Source organism: Clostridium neuense, from assembly GCF_045310695.1.
GTDB classification, from domain to species: domain Bacteria; phylum Bacillota; class Clostridia; order Clostridiales; family Clostridiaceae; genus Clostridium_S; species Clostridium_S neuense.
This window is the reverse complement of sequence record NZ_JBJIAA010000016.1, coordinates 106,079-122,858: the sequence shown is the minus strand read 5'-3', so window position 1 is coordinate 122,858 and position 16,780 is coordinate 106,079. Positions and strand designations below refer to the sequence as shown.

The 16,780-nt window shown below is 29.3% G+C and carries 16 protein-coding genes and 1 tRNA gene; 6 read left to right on the top strand and 11 right to left on the bottom strand.

Annotation, left to right across the window (positions count from 1 at the left end):
• Window positions 1–18 precede the first annotated feature (18 nt).
• From ACJDT4_RS18150 to polA, 3 genes are read right to left on the bottom strand one after another with little or no spacing between them, the layout of a single operon-like run.
• A complete protein-coding gene (locus tag ACJDT4_RS18150) occupies window positions 19–570 on the bottom strand; it encodes a lytic transglycosylase domain-containing protein (RefSeq protein ID WP_406789005.1) in 552 nt (183 codons plus the stop codon).
• On the bottom strand, window positions 567–1,175 hold the full coding sequence (gene coaE, locus ACJDT4_RS18145) for a dephospho-CoA kinase (RefSeq protein WP_406789004.1): 609 nt from the start codon (window positions 1,173–1,175) through the stop codon (window positions 567–569). Before coaE ends, ACJDT4_RS18150 begins: the two co-directional genes overlap by 4 nt.
• A gap of 20 nt (window positions 1,176–1,195) precedes the next feature.
• Window positions 1,196–3,808 carry a DNA polymerase I gene (polA, locus tag ACJDT4_RS18140; RefSeq protein WP_406789035.1) on the bottom strand — a complete coding sequence of 871 codons (2,613 nt, stop codon included), beginning with the start codon at window positions 3,806–3,808 and terminating at the stop codon, window positions 1,196–1,198.
• 145 nt (window positions 3,809–3,953) lie between these two features.
• Between polA and ACJDT4_RS18135 the strand changes: the two genes are divergently transcribed.
• Complete coding sequence (locus ACJDT4_RS18135; protein WP_406789003.1) at window positions 3,954–4,601, top strand: DUF6483 family protein; 648 nt, start codon at window positions 3,954–3,956, stop codon at window positions 4,599–4,601.
• A gap of 63 nt (window positions 4,602–4,664) precedes the next feature.
• Here the strand turns inward: ACJDT4_RS18135 and ACJDT4_RS18130 are convergent, their stop codons facing one another.
• The gene (locus ACJDT4_RS18130; RefSeq protein ID WP_406789002.1) at window positions 4,665–5,948 is read right to left on the bottom strand and encodes a DUF445 family protein; all 1,284 of its coding nucleotides are present in this window, start codon (window positions 5,946–5,948) and stop codon (window positions 4,665–4,667) included.
• Between the two features lie 28 nt (window positions 5,949–5,976).
• Entirely contained in the window at window positions 5,977–7,170 is a 1,194-nt protein-coding gene (locus ACJDT4_RS18125; protein WP_406789001.1) for a DUF445 family protein, read from the bottom strand.
• A gap of 243 nt (window positions 7,171–7,413) precedes the next feature.
• Between ACJDT4_RS18125 and ACJDT4_RS18120 the strand changes: the two genes are divergently transcribed.
• The 3 genes from ACJDT4_RS18120 to ACJDT4_RS18110 all read left to right on the top strand — a co-directional run bounded on the left by ACJDT4_RS18120 (window position 7,414) and on the right by ACJDT4_RS18110 (window position 9,777).
• Entirely contained in the window at window positions 7,414–8,271 is an 858-nt protein-coding gene (locus ACJDT4_RS18120; RefSeq protein ID WP_406789000.1) for a cation diffusion facilitator family transporter, read from the top strand.
• Between the two features lie 80 nt (window positions 8,272–8,351).
• A complete protein-coding gene (locus ACJDT4_RS18115; RefSeq protein ID WP_406788999.1) occupies window positions 8,352–8,816 on the top strand; it encodes a DUF4883 family protein in 465 nt (154 codons plus the stop codon).
• Between the two features lie 109 nt (window positions 8,817–8,925).
• Window positions 8,926–9,777 carry a PHP domain-containing protein gene (locus ACJDT4_RS18110; RefSeq protein ID WP_406788998.1) on the top strand — a complete coding sequence of 284 codons (852 nt, stop codon included), beginning with the start codon at window positions 8,926–8,928 and terminating at the stop codon, window positions 9,775–9,777.
• 189 nt (window positions 9,778–9,966) lie between these two features.
• On the opposite strand, the gene ACJDT4_RS18105 is transcribed toward ACJDT4_RS18110, so the two are convergent.
• From ACJDT4_RS18105 to glpX, 4 genes are all read right to left on the bottom strand, one after another.
• A complete protein-coding gene (locus tag ACJDT4_RS18105) occupies window positions 9,967–11,376 on the bottom strand; it encodes an aminopeptidase (protein ID WP_406788997.1) in 1,410 nt (469 codons plus the stop codon).
• A gap of 105 nt (window positions 11,377–11,481) precedes the next feature.
• A complete protein-coding gene (locus ACJDT4_RS18100) occupies window positions 11,482–12,024 on the bottom strand; it encodes a 5-formyltetrahydrofolate cyclo-ligase (protein ID WP_406788996.1) in 543 nt (180 codons plus the stop codon).
• Window positions 12,017–12,937 (bottom strand): HPr(Ser) kinase/phosphatase, encoded by a 921-nt coding sequence (hprK, locus tag ACJDT4_RS18095; RefSeq protein WP_406788995.1) that lies wholly within the window; start codon window positions 12,935–12,937, stop codon window positions 12,017–12,019. Before hprK ends, ACJDT4_RS18100 begins: the two co-directional genes overlap by 8 nt.
• A gap of 36 nt (window positions 12,938–12,973) precedes the next feature.
• The gene (gene glpX / locus ACJDT4_RS18090) at window positions 12,974–13,948 is read right to left on the bottom strand and encodes a class II fructose-bisphosphatase (RefSeq protein WP_406788994.1); all 975 of its coding nucleotides are present in this window, start codon (window positions 13,946–13,948) and stop codon (window positions 12,974–12,976) included.
• Between the two features lie 385 nt (window positions 13,949–14,333).
• Between glpX and ACJDT4_RS18085 the strand changes: the two genes are divergently transcribed.
• A complete protein-coding gene (locus tag ACJDT4_RS18085; RefSeq protein WP_406788993.1) occupies window positions 14,334–14,531 on the top strand; it encodes a Spo0E family sporulation regulatory protein-aspartic acid phosphatase in 198 nt (65 codons plus the stop codon).
• A 262-nt stretch (window positions 14,532–14,793) separates the two neighbouring features.
• Here ACJDT4_RS18085 and ACJDT4_RS18080 read toward each other — a convergent pair.
• Window positions 14,794–14,868, bottom strand: a tRNA-Glu gene (locus ACJDT4_RS18080).
• A 186-nt stretch (window positions 14,869–15,054) separates the two neighbouring features.
• Entirely contained in the window at window positions 15,055–15,453 is a 399-nt protein-coding gene (locus ACJDT4_RS18075; RefSeq protein ID WP_406788992.1) for a hypothetical protein, read from the bottom strand.
• A gap of 301 nt (window positions 15,454–15,754) precedes the next feature.
• Here ACJDT4_RS18075 and rocF point away from each other — a divergent pair, with 301 nt between their 5' ends.
• On the top strand, window positions 15,755–16,690 hold the full coding sequence (gene rocF, locus ACJDT4_RS18070) for an arginase (protein ID WP_406788991.1): 936 nt from the start codon (window positions 15,755–15,757) through the stop codon (window positions 16,688–16,690).
• Window positions 16,691–16,780: the final 90 nt, after the last annotated feature.

Below are 16,780 nucleotides of genomic sequence, written 5' to 3'. Positions count from 1 at the left end.
GTGCAAAACTTATATAAATTATTTTTTATTATAAAGCTTTTTATAGACATTATAATCTGTCATAACTTTTTTTACATATTGATCCGTTTCTTTATATGGTATATAATTGAGATTTTTTCCATCCTTAGAGTGCTTAGAATTATTAAGCCATTTCTGCACATTTCCTCTTCCTCCATTATAAGCTGCAAGATACAGCTTAGGATCATCATTAAATTCATCTGCAAGATTTCTAAGATACCAGCATCCCATTCTTATATTGTATTCAGGATCATATAAATCACTGCTTTTAAAATTTTCAATTCCCATTTTTCTTGATGACCATTCAGCAGTTTCATCTGTTATTTGCATAAGCCCATGTGCACCTTTATTTGATCTTGCTTTATTATTAAAATTACTTTCAGTTCTTATTACCGCCGCCACCAAATACGGATCAAGTTTGTATTCACTAGAATACTTAAATACATATGATGAATATTTTATTGGATAAAATATTTTTACTATACCCTTTATATTAAAAGCCATAATTATAATAATCAATAAAATAATTATTTTAATAGTCTTTGATTTCATTTACAATCTCCTAATATTTTTATAGAATCCATTATTTTATCAACCTGCTCTCCAGTATGCTGAAAACTTATCCCCGTATCAACAACAAAGTCAACATATTTTCTTTTTTCTTCAAGAGACATTTGTGAATTTATTCTGTTAATGACATTTTTCATATCCATATTGTCCCTTTCCATTACCCTTTTAATCTGAATTTCTCTATCAACAACAATAAGTATATTAATATCCATTTCACGATGAAGTCCATTTTCTATGAGAGTAGGTGCATCTAGTATGCATACTTTTTCACCCATACCCTCACAAACTTTCATCTGCCTAAATATTGACTTTTTTATATAAGGGATTATTATATCTTCGTATTGTTTTCTAGCATTTTCATTTTTAAATATAAAGTCTCCAAATCTTCTCCTCATAAATTTGTCTTCTTCATCAAAAAACTGGATTCCAAAATCATCTTTTATTTTATCCTTTATCTCAGGATACATTTCTATAACTTCTCTTGAAATCTTATCTGCATCAATAATAAACATGCCTTTCTCCATAAACATTCTTGCCACAGTACTTTTGCCCGTTCCTATTCCCCCTGTAAGGCCAATTTTAAACATTTTATCACTCCTGAAAAATATTATTTGGCTTCATACCATGTTTTACCGATATTTATGTCAACTTCAAGTGGAACTTTTAATTCTCTTACTTGTTCCATTTCATTCTTTACAATTTCCTTAACCTTTGAAAGTTCATCATTATATACATTGAGTATAAGCTCATCATGAACCTGAAGTATTATCTTACTTTTTAATTTTAGCTCATTAAGTTTTTTATAAACATTTACCATTGCAAGCTTTATAAGATCCGCAGCACTTCCTTGTATTGGTGTATTCATGGCAAGCCTTTCTCCAAAGCTCTTAACCATTTTATTTGAAGCATTTATTTCTGGTATATATCTAATTCTATTCATTATAGTTGTTACATATTGTTTTTCTTTGCCTTTTTCAATAGCATCATCAAGATATTTTTTTACATTAGGATATCTATCAAAATAGGTATCTATATATGTTTTTGCCTCTTTTCTTGATATTTTAAGATCCTCCGCAAGACTAAATTCACCGATTCCATAGACAATACCAAAGTTAACTGCTTTAGCATTACTTCTCATTCTAGGAGTAACCTCTTCTATTGGCACTTTAAACACTTCCGATGCAGTTTTAGTATGGATATCACTGTGATGCTTAAATGCATCTATCAGTTTCTCATCCCCAGATATGTGTGCTAAAACTCTAAGTTCTATTTGAGAATAATCTGCTGAAAGTATTACACAATCATTATTATCTGGGACAAATACCCTTCGAATTTCTCTTCCCATTTCACTTTTAATCGGAATATTTTGAAGATTAGGTTCTGTGCTTGAAAGCCTTCCTGTTGTAGTAACTGTTTGATTAAAGCTCGAATGTATCTTGCCATCCTCATCTATAACCTGCTTTAACCCTTCTACATAAGTTGAATACAATTTTGTAACTTGCCTATAGCTCATTATTTTTTCAATTATAGGATGCTTATCATAGAGCTTTTCTAGAACCTCTGCATTAGTGGAATACCCAGTTTTAGTCTTTTTTATAACTGGCAAGTCTAATTTTTCAAAAAGTATTTTTCCAAGTTGTTTAGGAGAACTTATATTGAATTCCTCTCCTGCCATTTCATATATAGCTTTTTGAGTTTCTTCTATTATAGAACTAAATTTATCTCCTAGCCCTTGAAGTTCGGCTTTTTCAACCTTGAATCCTTCATTTTCCATTGACGCCAAAACTTTTACAAGTGGAAGTTCTACATCGTAATAAAGTTCTTCCATATTTAAATCCGCGATTTTATCTTTAAGCTTTTCATAAATTTTTTTAAGCACATGAACTTTTTTTACTTCAAGTAAGTCCCCTTCGCCATTTATATCTAAATTCAAAAGTTCTACTGCCATATCAGTTAATGTGTATTCCTTTTGGGATGGATTTATGAGATATTCTGCAATAGCTGTATCAAACACAACATTTTCAAGTTCAATTTCCATTTTATGAAGAACAGTATATCCAATTTTAATATCATGGCTTATCTTAGATATATTTTTGTTTTCAAAAAAATCCTTCATAATTTTTTTCGATTTTTCAGGATTTTCTTCAAACATTTTTTCAACATTTATAATATACTCTTTATCGCAACTTAAATAAATTTTATTTAAATAGCTTTTTGAATATATATTTCCATCTTTTATATCAAAAATCATATAAGCTGTTTCTACAATTGATTTTAAAACTGATTCAAAGTTGTCTATGTCCTCCACAATTTCGTAATTAATTTCACTTAGTTCCCTATTTTCAACCTTTTTGCCAGGAACTTTTTCTAAAAGACTTTTAAACTGAAGCTTCATAAAAATATCTCTTACACCATCTGCATCAAATTCTTCTTTAGATTTTATTGCATCAAGATCGATATCAAAAGGAACATTTGTCATAATTGTTGCAAGCTTTTTACTGAAAACAGCCTGTTCAGCATACTGCCTAAGATTTTCTTTTACTTTATTTCCCTTTATTTCATCTATATTGTTAAGCACGTTTTCTACGCTTCCGTAGTCTTGAATTAGTTTAAAAGCAGTTTTAGGTCCAATTCCAGGTACACCTGGTATATTATCCGAAGTATCTCCCATAAGGCCTTTTACGTCAATAAACTGCAGCGGAGTCACTCCAAATTCTTCAATCATCCTATTTTTATCATATATTTCTTTTTCTGTCATTCCTTTTTTATTTATAACTACCTTTACATTATCATCTGCAAGCTGAAGTGCATCCCTATCTCCTGTCACTATGTAGACCTCTATATTTCTTTCTTTTGCAAAACAAGCAAGCGTTCCTATAAGGTCATCTGCTTCAAAACCATCTATTTCATATATATTTATAGCAAGTTTACTTAAAAGTTCTTTTAACACTGCAAATTGCTCAAAAAGCTCCTCTGGCATTTTCTTTCTTCCTGCTTTGTAATCAGAATACTCCTTATGCCTAAAGGTAGGTGCTTTTCTATCAAAGGTTGTAACTATATAATTAGGATTTATTTCTTCCTTCATTTTTAAAAGCATTGTAATAAAACCGTATATTGCATTTGTATGAAGTCCCTCTTTATTTGTAAGAGGAGGCAGAGCATAAAAAGCTCTATTCATAAGACTATTTCCATCTAATATAAGTAGTCTTTCCATTTCAATCACTACTCCTCGCATTTTTATATAAATTATGTTACTTATAAGACTTTATTATTATATCACAACTCTCAATAGTTATAATTTTTTTGTTGCAATATTTATAATATAAACTTAAAATATAGGATATATAACTAAAGGAGTGTTTTAATTGATAAAGAATGATTACAGTAAAAAAATGGCTGAAGAATTCACATCTTTAATAAAAAAAATAAAAGAATTAAATAAAAATAATGAAAATCCATTTACAGAAATTGATGTAGCCTATAAAAAGTTTTTAGGTATAAGTTCTGGGTTTGCAAATAATATTTCAATAATAGACCTTATTAAGCTTCTTAGAACAAACATGGTTCCCGATGGCAATAAGCTTACTGTTGCTGCAAAACTTCTCCTTGAAGAAGGCAAGATATGCGAAAAAAATGACGATATATCAAATGCTTTCTACAAATACGAAAAAGCTTTTTCGCTTATGTATGTAGTTTTTTATAACAACTTTGAATGTATATTAAACGAATATGAACAAATAGGAGAAGAGGTCACATCACTTTTAACTGAATATGAACTTGATGAAAGAACAACCTATAAAGTATTTAACTATTACAATATCACAGGAAATTATGCTAAAGCAGATGAGTATATTTTCGAATTAATAAATAATTTTTCTGATAAAGCTAAGTATAAAAATGAAGCAGTAAACTTTTATAATAACTTACTCACAAAAAGTGATGAAGAACTAGAAAACGGTAGTTTATCAAGAGAAGAAGTAAAAGACGCTTTAAAAGAAATTGAAAACATATAAAGAAAAGGGTTTTCTGTGGAAATATAAAATTCTTCACCTTTCCACAGAAAACCCTTTTCTTTATTAAAATATCCTTCTTATAAAAGGCACAATATAAGGATTGTAAATAAAATACACAATTAAAAATATTATAAATCCTATAAAACTTCCAACCACAGATCCATTTATGCGTATCCACTGAAGGTCGTCTCCCACCTTATTATCTATGAAAGCATTAAGTTTATTATTATCAAACTCATTTAATGTATCTCTTACCATTTTTCCTATTATGTAGTGCTTGCTATCTATAAGTTTTATTACTAATTTTTTAACTGCAGTTTCTATGCTGCAAAGTACTTTTTTATTTTCTAAAACATTATAAAATACTTTTTTCAAAATCTCAAACAAATATAAGGCTGCTGTTGTGGACTCTTTTTCTTCTCTGCAAATATCAACAGTAGTTACAGAAAATAGCTTTTGGATTAACACTTTGATATTTGAATCTCTTACTATATAATTTTTAATTTTTTCTAATTCATCTTCATATTTATCTATATTATCTATATAAGCTTTTATAGCATTATGCAAATCTATTCTATAAGAATTATCTTCTTCCTTTAACTCTCTAAGCTTTTCTATAGCTTTTTCCACAAAAATAGCTGTTAAACTATCTATATCGACCACATCATTTTCTGTTTTCCCCATCATAGCAAGACCAATTCTTGAAAAAAAACCGCTTGTTTTTTCCTGTTTAATCTTGTATATAATATCATAAATGTATTGGGTCCCTTTTTCACTATTTAAAAAATCAATTCCAATATCAATCACAAAGTCAAGTATTTCATTGCTTTTGCTTTCATATATTTTTCCTGATGTATCTTTTATAAGTTTTACAGTGTTAAGTCTATAAATATATTTCTCTCTCAAAGCAAATATAAAGCCTTCTAAATTTTTTTCTCCAACACTAGATACAATATAATTAGATATTTGTAATATTCTTCCTTCAATATATGCTTTCTTGTTTTTTGACAATTCAACAACTCTATCACAAAGTTTTATTTTATCTATTCTGCTTTCTAAAGAACTAGCGCTTAAAAGGTCATTTTCCACAAAATTAGATATACTCTCTATTATTTTTTCTCTATTTTTAGGAACAATTTCTGTATGATAAGCTACTCCCAAAGGTTTACTATATATTGCAGTTATAGCAAACCAATCTGCTGCACCTCCAACAAGTGCTGCTTCCATAATAGTCATAAGCATTTCCGTATAAAAATTTTTACCAAAAAAGTGCCCTATAGCAATAGAAAATAAAAAACCTATGCTAACTCCCAAAAGGGTTAAATTTGCTTTATTCCTATAATTCATATTAATTTACCGCCTCATTTTATAAAATTTATAGATAAGAAATCAAGAAAATAACAATTCCAACGAGTCCACCCACAAGTGAACCATTTATTCTAATTATCTGCAGGTCATCTCCAAATTTATCATAAGCCAAATTAATTATCTCATCACTATCAAATTTATTTAAACTTTCCTCTACAACCTTTCCAATTTCACTGTGTCTTTTATCAACAATATTTATTACAAAGTTCCTTATAAAAGTATTAAACTCTTGTCTTACACTATCATTTTCTTTTAATTCTTCAATTTTATTTATTGATGTTTCCTTTAACTTGGAATATAATTCATCACCTTTAAAATCGATTTTCAAAGATCCCAAATTGTTTATCAAAAGTTCTTTTAAATAAACAATTTTCATTTTTACTTTTTCATCAACTTTAATACTCTCTATAAATTCTAATATAAATTTATCAAGTTTTTCCCTCTCTTCACTTCCATCTTCTTTTATCTTATTCATATATTTTAATATCTTTTTCTCAATAGAATCTGAAAGTATTTGAGGATTAAGAACAAAGTTATATAAAAATTTATCTGAAAAAGATTCCTCTCCCTTTTCAATTTTATATTTTTTAACAACTTCGTTTAGCATTTCTCCTGTAAAACCAGCAAAAATGTCCGACTGTGCAGCCATGGATATCTCATCACAAACATAGTCAATAGTTTTACTATAATATGGACTTTTTATCATATGCTTTAGAAGAGTATATGTATAATTTATAAGCTTAGTGTCATCATAATAACCTTTAGCGGCTTCAACCACAATTTTATTTACATCCACCTTTTCTGCAATTTCATCAGCTATATAAGAAAGTTTCTCTTTATCTTGTATAACTGGTATCTTCCATATTTCATTATAAAAATCATACTGCTCTATTTTTTTATTGATCTTATCTTTATTTAATAGATCATTAACTACCATATCTCTTATTGTAAGAATAAACTTTTCTTTGCTGTTCCTAAGTATATCTGTCCTAAATACCTTTTTAGGCCAATTAATTCCAAGAGGTTTTCCAAAAATCGCTGTAACACCAAACCAATCCGCAAGTCCTCCAATTAACGCTGCACTACACATACTTGAAATTAAACCTCCAAAAAAATTGTCCTTAAATGCACCACTTATAAAATATCCAACACCAAAAATTATTAATATTACTGTTGCTTTATACCTATTACTGCTTTTCATATCAATCACATCCAAACTATTTTAATACACACTTTTAAAGTTAAAACATATATTATAAAAAGACAAAGCAATACATTGTAATTTATTTATAACTTACAATATACTCTGTTTACGACTTTTATTATATATTAAAACAATTTTTTTTAAAATATTATTAGTCAATTTTTTTAATTATAAAGGTAATCATTAATAATTGAGATTAGATTGTATTCCCAATTGATTAGCATGATTGGAGAGATTAACATGAATAAAAAAAATGCTGCAAAACTATCTATAGTGTCAAATACTATACTCATAGTTTTTAAGTTGTTTGCTGGAATTTCTATGAATTCAATAAGTGTTATATCCGAAGGAATTCATTCCTCAATTGATCTTATAGCAAGCTTCATAGCTTTTATTTCTATAAAAAAATCATCAAAAAAGGAGGATGAAGATCATCCTTTTGGACATGGTAAATACGAAAATATCTCTGGTTTTGTTGAAGCTCTTTTAATACTACTTGCTGCATTTATAATAATATATGAAGCAGGTAAAAGATTATTTGAAAATACACCTGTAGACAATATTAATTCTGGAATATATGTAATGCTAGCATCTTCTTTAATAAATTTCTTTATATCAATAATTTTATTTAAATCAGCTAAAAAAACTAATTCTATAGCTCTTGAAGCAGATGCAGCTCATTTATTTACAGATGTACTTACTGCATTAGGTGTATTAGTAGGGCTTATTTTACTTAAAATTACTCATATAAAGATATTAGATTCTATAGCAGCACTAGCTGTTTCTTTACTAATAATTAAAACTTCTATAAACTTGATAAAAAAATCCGTTAAAGATTTAGTGGATAGCAGTCTGGATAGTATGGATATCGAAAAAATAGTAAATGTGCTCAAAGAATATCCAAACGTAAAGAGCTATCACAAACTTAGGACAAGAAAAAGTGGTAATACAAGAGAAATTGATATTCATATACAAATAATAAATACAGATTCTCTTACAGAAACGCATGATATTTGTTCATCTATAGAGAAGAAAGTCAGTTTAATATTTCCAGACTCTTATATAGTAATACATCCTGAACCATATGAAATGAAATAGTAATAAAAAGCCTCCTATAATCATAATTTATTATGTAAGACATAATAAGTCTTATAATTTAATCAATGGTGGTTTTATTTATGAAATCTATTAGATTTGCTAAATTTTCAATATTAATCTTTATTTGCCTTACTGCTTGTGGATGTTCTTTTTCGTTTAATCAAAAAAAGCCTTACATATTTTACTACACAAACGAGCTTTCAAAGAACTTCCATACAGAAAAGCAAATAAAAGCTTCATTAATTGATACAAGCTATTATAAAAATCATAATTTAAGTTCAGACGAAATAAATGATTTTTATAACTTTCTTTCTGCTTTAAGAAAACATAATTATATAAAAAGACCTAAAGATCTTCCAAACAAGCCTCTTTATAGGTTATTTTTTACATTTTCAAAAAACAAGTATGTGCTAGATGTTTATAATGAAAAGTATGCATCTATATACCCTTGGGATGGCAGCTATGAAAAAGACTTTTTAAATATATCAGATATTCCTGCTTCAATAAATCCTTACAGCCTTTGCAAATATGCTATTCCAAGATAATATAAAGCTTTGTCTTAGATAGATAAAAGTATTTATTTAAAGCAAAGCTAAATTATAAAATCGACAAATAAACTTATTTTTGATATATTAAGTTTAGGAGGCGATTTTATTGTATTTCAAAGGAGATTTTCATACGCATACAAATGCTTCAGATGGTAAGTTTTCTGCTCACGACCTACTTATCTTAGCCAAATCAAAGGGCATAGACATAATGGCAGTTACTGACCATGATACAACTGATAATTTAAACCCTGCTATAACCCTAAGCAAAGAGGCAAATATAAAAATTATACCTGGCATAGAATTATCAACACTTCATAACGGTGAAAGTATTCACATATTAGGATATTTTAAAGATTCCTCGTATAAAGAAAAAAACTTTCAAAATTTTCTAAGTGAAATGAAAGAGTATAGAATTTGGAGAGCAAAAAAGATAGTATCTAATTTAAAAAAGTTTTTTAATATAGATTTAGATTATGAAGACTTAACAAAATATGCAAGAGGCGTTATTGCAAGACCACACATAGCACGTGCTATAATGTCGGCTGGTTATAATTACACTTATGATTATATATTCGATAATATATTAAATAAAGAAAGTCCAGCATACATTCCTAATAAAAAAGTTTCAGTTGATGAAGGGATTAAAATATTAAAAAGTGCAAATGCAATTGTAGTTTTAGCTCATCCAATATTAATCAAGAAAACCTCTGTAGATGAAATGATAAAATTTAATTTTGACGGGATTGAAGCAATATATCCTTTAAACAGCAAAAATGACACTGAACGTTTTATATCGCTTGCTAAAAAAAATAATAAACTTATAACGGCAGGTTCGGATTTTCACACAGATGAAATTTCTGATACAAAACATGGAAAACTAGGAGATATTTATTTAGACGGTGAAAACTTAGATAAACTATTAAAAAAATTGAGAAGTAACAATGCTTCGTCACGTTAAAAAAATTCTATAAATCTAAGGTAAAAAAATCATAAGATCCTAAGATATTTCAATAACTCGCTAAAAAATGCTCAAACAGATTGAAATATCTAAGTATTTTATGATTTCTTTACCAAGATTTATATGACATGAGGAATATAAATCAACATTAACTGTCAATTATCCTCTGTCCTTTGTCAAGTGTATTTATTAACCTATAAGAAATGCTAAATATCCATTCTTAGTTTCATATATATCTGCTTTACTTGATATTTCCCATGGTGCATGCATATTTAAAAGAGCGACTCCGCAGTCAATAACCTCCATGCCATATTGAGCAAGTATATAAGCTATTGTTCCACCACCGCCTTGATCAACTTTTCCAAGTTCTGAAGTCTGCCATGAAACCTTATGCTTTGAAAGTATGCTTCTAAGCTCTGCTATAAATTCAGGATTTGCATCATTGCAGCCAGACTTACCACCTGAACCTGTATATTTATTGAATACAATTCCTTTTCCAAAATAAGCACAATTATTCTTCTCCATTACAGATGGGAAATTAGGATCAAAGGCAGCACTAACATCAGATGAAAGCATCTTAGAATTAGCAAGTGCTCTTCTAACTTTAAGTTCACTGTAGTCACCGCATAAATTCATAATTTCTGCAACAGTATTCTCAAAAAATCTAGAATGCATTCCTGTTGCTCCTATGCTTCCAACTTCTTCTTTGTCAACTAAAAGAGTAACACAAGTTTTATCACATTCCTTCATTTCTAGCATTGCCTCAAAAGAAGTGTACGCACAAATTTTATCATCTTGACCATAAGCCATTATCATGCTTTTATCAAATCCATAATCTCTTGCTTTTCCTGCTGGAACCACTTCAAGTTCTGCTGATACAAAGTCTTCCTCTTCTATTCCATACTTTTCATTAAGTATATTAAGTATGTTAGCTTTAACTTTATTTTTTTCTTCCTCATCCTTTAATGGTATACTTCCAACTAATATATTTAAGTTTTCTCCTTCTATACCTTTAGATAGCTTTTTTTCAAGCTGTTCTCTAGAAAGGTGTATAAGTAAATCCGAAACACCAAATACAGGATCGTTATCATCCTCTCCAACCACCACATTAAGAACAGTTCCATCCTTTTTTATGATGACACCATGTATTGATAAAGGTAATGTAACCCATTGATATTTCTTTATTCCACCATAATAATGTGTATCAAGCATAGCCATTTCTGTATCTTCATACAACGGATTTTGCTTTAAGTCAAGCCTTGGTGAATCTACATGTGCACCTAAAATTTTCATTCCATCTTCAAATTTATCTTTGCCTATAATAAACATTGCAAGTGTTTTGCCCTTATTATTTGCATAAACCTTATCTCCAGGTTTTAATACTGCTTTTTGTTTTATAAGGCTTTCAATATTTCTATAGCCTTTTTCTTCTGCAGCTCTTATAAATTCCGCTACACATTCTCTTTCTGTTTTACACTTTGACATAAAACCCTTATATCTTTCTCCAAGTGCAAAAACATTTTTCAAATCAACTTCATCATATTTGTTCCATGCATTCTCATATTTCTTTTCGAATGCCCCTTTTTTTGTTTCAGCCATAATGTCTTCCTCCAAACTAAAAAAATAATGTACCTAAAATGCACTAAAAAATGGCACTAAGGTACATTTAGCTTATTTTATACTTTTCATAAATGTTATATGCATTTAATCTTCAATTATGCCATCTATTCTAATATCATACTCCTCCATAGGAACATTTTCAATAACTTGAAAACTATAACATAATCCAATTTTAGCTGTTGACTTTTTTAAGAGTTTTAGGTACCTATCATAAAAGCCACCACCGTACCCAAGCCTTCCACCTTTTTTATCAAATGCAAGTCCTGGTATAAAAGCAACATCTATCTCTTCTGGTCTAATATAATTATTCTCGCAAGGCTCTAAAATTCCATATTTACTTCTTTTCAAATCAGAAAATCCTCTTATTTCTATAACTTCCATGCCAAGCTTTTTAGATATAACCTTTGGCACGAAAATCCTTTTACCATTCTTCAAGGAATATTCTATTACTTTGTGAGTATCAACCTCAGAACTATAGCTTACAAATATAAATATATTATTAGAATGCTTATACTGATAGCTATTTATGATATTATTAAAAATCTTACTGTCCTTTACCTGTTTTTCGTACACATCAATACTATTTCTAATTTCGAGAATTTTTTTTCTTAGCTCACTCTTATTCATGAATACCTCGGCTGGCTTCTTCCATGCGCTTATTTATAGTATCCACTGGAGAAATTTTTGTGCTTAAGCTATATCTATAATTTACAGCTGCAGTTTCTATTATTACCGCAACATTTCTACCAGGTCTTAAAGGCAACGTCATCTTTCTTACAGGAATATTTAAAATTTCTATATACTCATCAGCCGTTCCTAGTCTATCGTAGTCCTTACCTTCTTTCCATTGTTCAAGGTATATTACAAGATCTATAGTTTTTCCAGTAAGAACAGAACTAAGACCGTATAATGCTGGAACATCTATTATTCCCATTCCCCTCACCTCAAGCATTCCAGAAGTTATATAAGGTGAAGTTCCGCTTAATATTCCTTCTACTTCCTTTATATCAACTGCATCATCTGCAACAAGTCTATGTCCTCTTTTTATAAGTTCAAGTGCTGTTTCACTTTTTCCTATACCACTTTCTCCTGTTATAAGTATACCTATACCATAAATTTCAACAAGAACACCATGCATTCTGGTTTCAGGTGCTAATTTTTCATCTAAATACCCCATAATTTTACTTATAAATCTTGTAGTATGCGTATTAGTTCTAAGCACCCATCTATTATATTCTCTGGCACTTTCTAATAGTTCTTGCTGTGGCTTAAGGCCTCTAGCTATTATAGTACATGGAGTATCAAATCTAAAGAACTTTTCCAGTCTTTTTCTTCTAAGTTCTGATCTCATAGCATCAAGAAAACTCCACTCAGTTCTTCCTATAACTTGTACTCTTTCACTAGCAAAATAGCTATAAAAACCGGTAAACTGCAAGCCAGGTCTATTTATATCGCTCAAATTTATTTCTATACCTTTTTCACCCTCAACTAAAACTTCTAATCCCAAATCTTTAATTAAATTTTCCACATATACAGGCATCCCAATACCGCCTTTCATAAACTCAAATATATAATTTTATTCTATCACTAATTTGCTTTTATTCAAGTCATGTTTTGCTTCTACAAACCTTATTGTACCAGTTTTTGACCTCATTATTACTGAATGCGTTGTAGCCCATTCATCTTTTGAAAATACTATTCCTTTAAGTAGATCACATTCAGTTATAGCTGTAGCCGCAAAAAATACATCATCACTTCTAACTAAATCATCTATTCCTAAGACTTTGTCAACATCATTTATTCCCATTTTTTGGCATCTATCTATCTCTGCTTGAGAGTGTGGTACAAGCTGAGCCTGCATTTCTCCACCCATGCACTTTATAGCAGCGGCAGCTATAACGCCTTCTGGAGCTCCACCTATTCCCATAAGTATATCTATTCCTGTATCCTCAAAGCCGCATGCAAGTGCTGCTGCTACATCACCTTCACCAAAAAGTTTTACACGTGCTCCAACTTCTCTTGCAGCATCTATAATAAAATCATGCCTTTCCCTTTCCTGAACTATTACTGTAAGCTCTGAAACATCCTTTCTAAGAGCCTTAGCAACACTTATTATATTTTCCTTTGGTGATTTATTTATATCAATAGCTCCTTTAGCTTGTGGCCCTACAACTATCTTTTTCATATACATATCTGGTGCATGTAAAAGACTGCCTTTTGGTCCCATAGCAATTACAGCAACAGCATTTGGAAGTCCTTTCGCTATTAAAATAGTACCATCCAGTGGATCTACTGCTATGTCCATTTCTGGCATATACTCTTTGCCTACTCCTAATTTTTGGCCTATGTAAAGCATAGGAGCCTCATCTAGTTCTCCTTCTCCTATTACAACAGTTCCTCTAACTGGCATAAATTTAAATGCTTTTTCCATACCATCAACAGCTGCTTGATCTGCTGCCATTTTGTCTCCTCTTCCCATATACTTTGAAGATTCAATAGCGGCTGCCTCTGTAACTCTTACTAAATCCATTGATATATCAACATCAAACATTAATTAATTTACCTCCGATATATTAAATTTGTTTACACAATATATAATATCAGTTTTTCTTCAACATTCAAAACAATTTTTGCTCGAAATAAAAATTCATTATATTTATTTTGACCTATTTTGACCAATTCTATTATTTACAATTATTTACATATAGCTTTTTTTCAACATTTGCTATTTATGCAAATCATAAAATTCGAGTCGCTTACATTATTTTCCAGCTGTAAAAAATCATTTTTGGTAGATATATGTATTAAATTGACATCTTAAAAAGTTTTACATATAATGAATTATTTGGTAAAATAAAATCGCACCAAAAAAATATTACTCACTTTTTAATCTATCATTTATTATTTAGTATAAAAATTGATATATTGTTTTTATTTTGTCAGGAGGTGTTATTTTGAATTTTGAACTTGCAGTATTGATTTTGAAAATTGACTATTATAGGAATGCATTATACTCATTAATCAGCAATAGCAATTTGACTGACCCCAATGTAGTATTGTGCAGCCAGAAACTAGACAAGCTTTTGACTCGCTATGAGCAGATAAGAACTTATATGCAACAATCGGCAGCTTAATGTATTTATACTTTTTAATTAGTTTAATGTAAGTATTAAAATTCTGCCTCTTAATTTAAAATTATTTTTAAACATATAATTAAACCTTAATATATAGATAAACAGTTTCAAAGTAGTTTATCTTTAGTAAAATTATTTTATTAAAAATACAATTTGATTGGAAATAATATCAATCACTTCCAATCAAATTGATTTATTTAAAACAAATCTAGAAATAAAAAATAAGCAGACCTACAATATTGTAAACCTGCCTATCTTTAAATGGTAGCCCCATCGGGAATCGAACCCGAGATTCCGCCTTGAGAGGGCGATGTCTTAACCGCTTGACCATGAGGCCATAACTAGTGCTCAATGTTTTACCCCTGAGCACTTATTTATTATAACATTTTATTTTATACTTTCAAGTACTTTTTTTTTGATATACTTTCCATATTGACATTTAACATAGTTTATCTGTATATTTCTCCAAAATTCAAGTCTATCCATATAGATATGTTTATGTGGAGAACTATATGTTATAATTTTACAATTTAAGTTCATCAAGAACATTATCAATATCAAATTCTTGATCCTTATCAAAAAAGATACCTATAGCTTCACTATATTCATATTCATCTGCACTAACATTGTAAACCACAAACTGAGTTCTTATTCCAAGTTCATCCATACAATTTTCCATTATTTCACCTATACTATCTGCCGCCAAATCATCCAAATATGGAAGAAAAAATTCACCATACCATACCTCTCCACGAGATTCGCCATCACATTCGTCATTTGCAAAAGCCTCTGCTGCATTCAATTCATCTGCATCAAAATCATAATAGAATCTTAAAACTAAAACTTGGGGTTTGTATTTTATTTCCTCTATGTCTTCTATATCCTCACTTTTAATAAACTCCAAAACCTTATCTTTATCCATATTTTCACCTCAATTTTTTTAATAAATATTTATAAACTTTTTTGGTTAAAGTTATAATATATAATGTATTTAAAATTCATATTATCATATAATATGCTAATATAAAATATTTATACAAAATTATTTTATGCATGATTATTACTTTCACAATTTTTGAAATATTTTGTATATGTATTTACTACTTTATATTTTCTGTATTTAATATATAATAAGGTGGCAGAAGGATTAAAGCTTTTGAATTTGATTGCACTTATTAAAAACTTAGTTAAATTTTTCTAGTTCTTTTTTGGGAGGTATAATAATGAACATAAACTTAATAGGCGTACCACTATATTACGGTTCTGATAAAAAGGGTGCAGATCTTGGTCCAGATAAAATACGTGAAAATAATGTAATGGATATATTCCAAAAATATAATCACGATGCCTATGACCTTGGAAATATCTTTGTCCCAAAAGTATCTGATGAAGACAAATTTTTATTTAATAATAAAATGAAATTTTTAAAACCAATTGTTGATGTTACTACTAATTTAGCTGAAGAAGTATATAATTCTATGTTTTCAGGAAATTTCCCGTTCATAATAGGCGGCGATCATTCTCTTGGACTTGGAAGCATTTCAGGGGCTAGTAAATATTATGACAATTTAGCCGTTATATGGGTTGATGCTCATGGTGATATAAATACAGATAAAACAACTGAATCAGGAAACGTACACGGAATGCCTCTTGCCGCTGCTATGGGTATAGGTTCACCAGAACTCACAAATGTATATTACAGCGGAAGAAAAGTAAAACCTGAAAATGTATTTATAATTGGAGCACGTGATCTTGATGAAGGAGAATATAAGTTAATTTCAGATAGAAAATTAAATGTATATTCTACAAAAGATATAAACAAGTTAGGTATTAAAGCTATATTAGCTGATGTACAAAAAAAGCTCACCCAAAACTCTGTGGAAGCCGTTCATTTAAGTTTTGATATAGATTGTATTGATAAAGCATTGGTACCTGGAACCGGAACTCCTGTATCAAACGGTATGAGTGTCGATGAAGGTAAGTATCTCATTGAATACCTTATGAATACTGGTCTTATTAAATCAATGGATTTAGTTGAATTTAATCCATTACTCGATAAGAATGATAAAACTCTAAAGGTAGTAATGGATTTAATAGATTGTACTTTTAAAAGCACTTATAATGCAAATAGTACTATTTCTACTATGTCTGCTAAATAAATATAAATGGTATTATGAGAAACTCCAAATGTTTTTAAAACATTTGGAGTTTCTCATAATACTAAGATTTATTTGTATTCAATAGGAATT

Coding starts and splice junctions, on each gene's coding strand:
- ACJDT4_RS18130 (WP_406789002.1), bottom strand. CDS start 5,948: ATGAATTATAGGAATAAAGCAAATTTAACCCTTTTGGGAGTTAGCATA.
- ACJDT4_RS18115 (WP_406788999.1), top strand. CDS start 8,352: ATGAAATCTATTAGATTTGCTAAATTTTCAATATTAATCTTTATTTGC.
- ACJDT4_RS18150 (WP_406789005.1), bottom strand. CDS start 570: ATGAAATCAAAGACTATTAAAATAATTATTTTATTGATTATTATAATT.
- ACJDT4_RS18120 (WP_406789000.1), top strand. CDS start 7,414: ATGAATAAAAAAAATGCTGCAAAACTATCTATAGTGTCAAATACTATA.
- coaE (WP_406789004.1), bottom strand. CDS start 1,175: ATGTTTAAAATTGGCCTTACAGGGGGAATAGGAACGGGCAAAAGTACT.
- glpX (WP_406788994.1), bottom strand. CDS start 13,948: ATGTTTGATGTTGATATATCAATGGATTTAGTAAGAGTTACAGAGGCA.
- ACJDT4_RS18125 (WP_406789001.1), bottom strand. CDS start 7,170: ATGAAAAGCAGTAATAGGTATAAAGCAACAGTAATATTAATAATTTTT.
- ACJDT4_RS18105 (WP_406788997.1), bottom strand. CDS start 11,376: ATGGCTGAAACAAAAAAAGGGGCATTCGAAAAGAAATATGAGAATGCA.
- rocF (WP_406788991.1), top strand. CDS start 15,755: ATGAACATAAACTTAATAGGCGTACCACTATATTACGGTTCTGATAAA.
- hprK (WP_406788995.1), bottom strand. CDS start 12,937: ATGCCTGTATATGTGGAAAATTTAATTAAAGATTTGGGATTAGAAGTT.
- ACJDT4_RS18075 (WP_406788992.1), bottom strand. CDS start 15,453: ATGGATAAAGATAAGGTTTTGGAGTTTATTAAAAGTGAGGATATAGAA.
- ACJDT4_RS18100 (WP_406788996.1), bottom strand. CDS start 12,024: ATGAATAAGAGTGAGCTAAGAAAAAAAATTCTCGAAATTAGAAATAGT.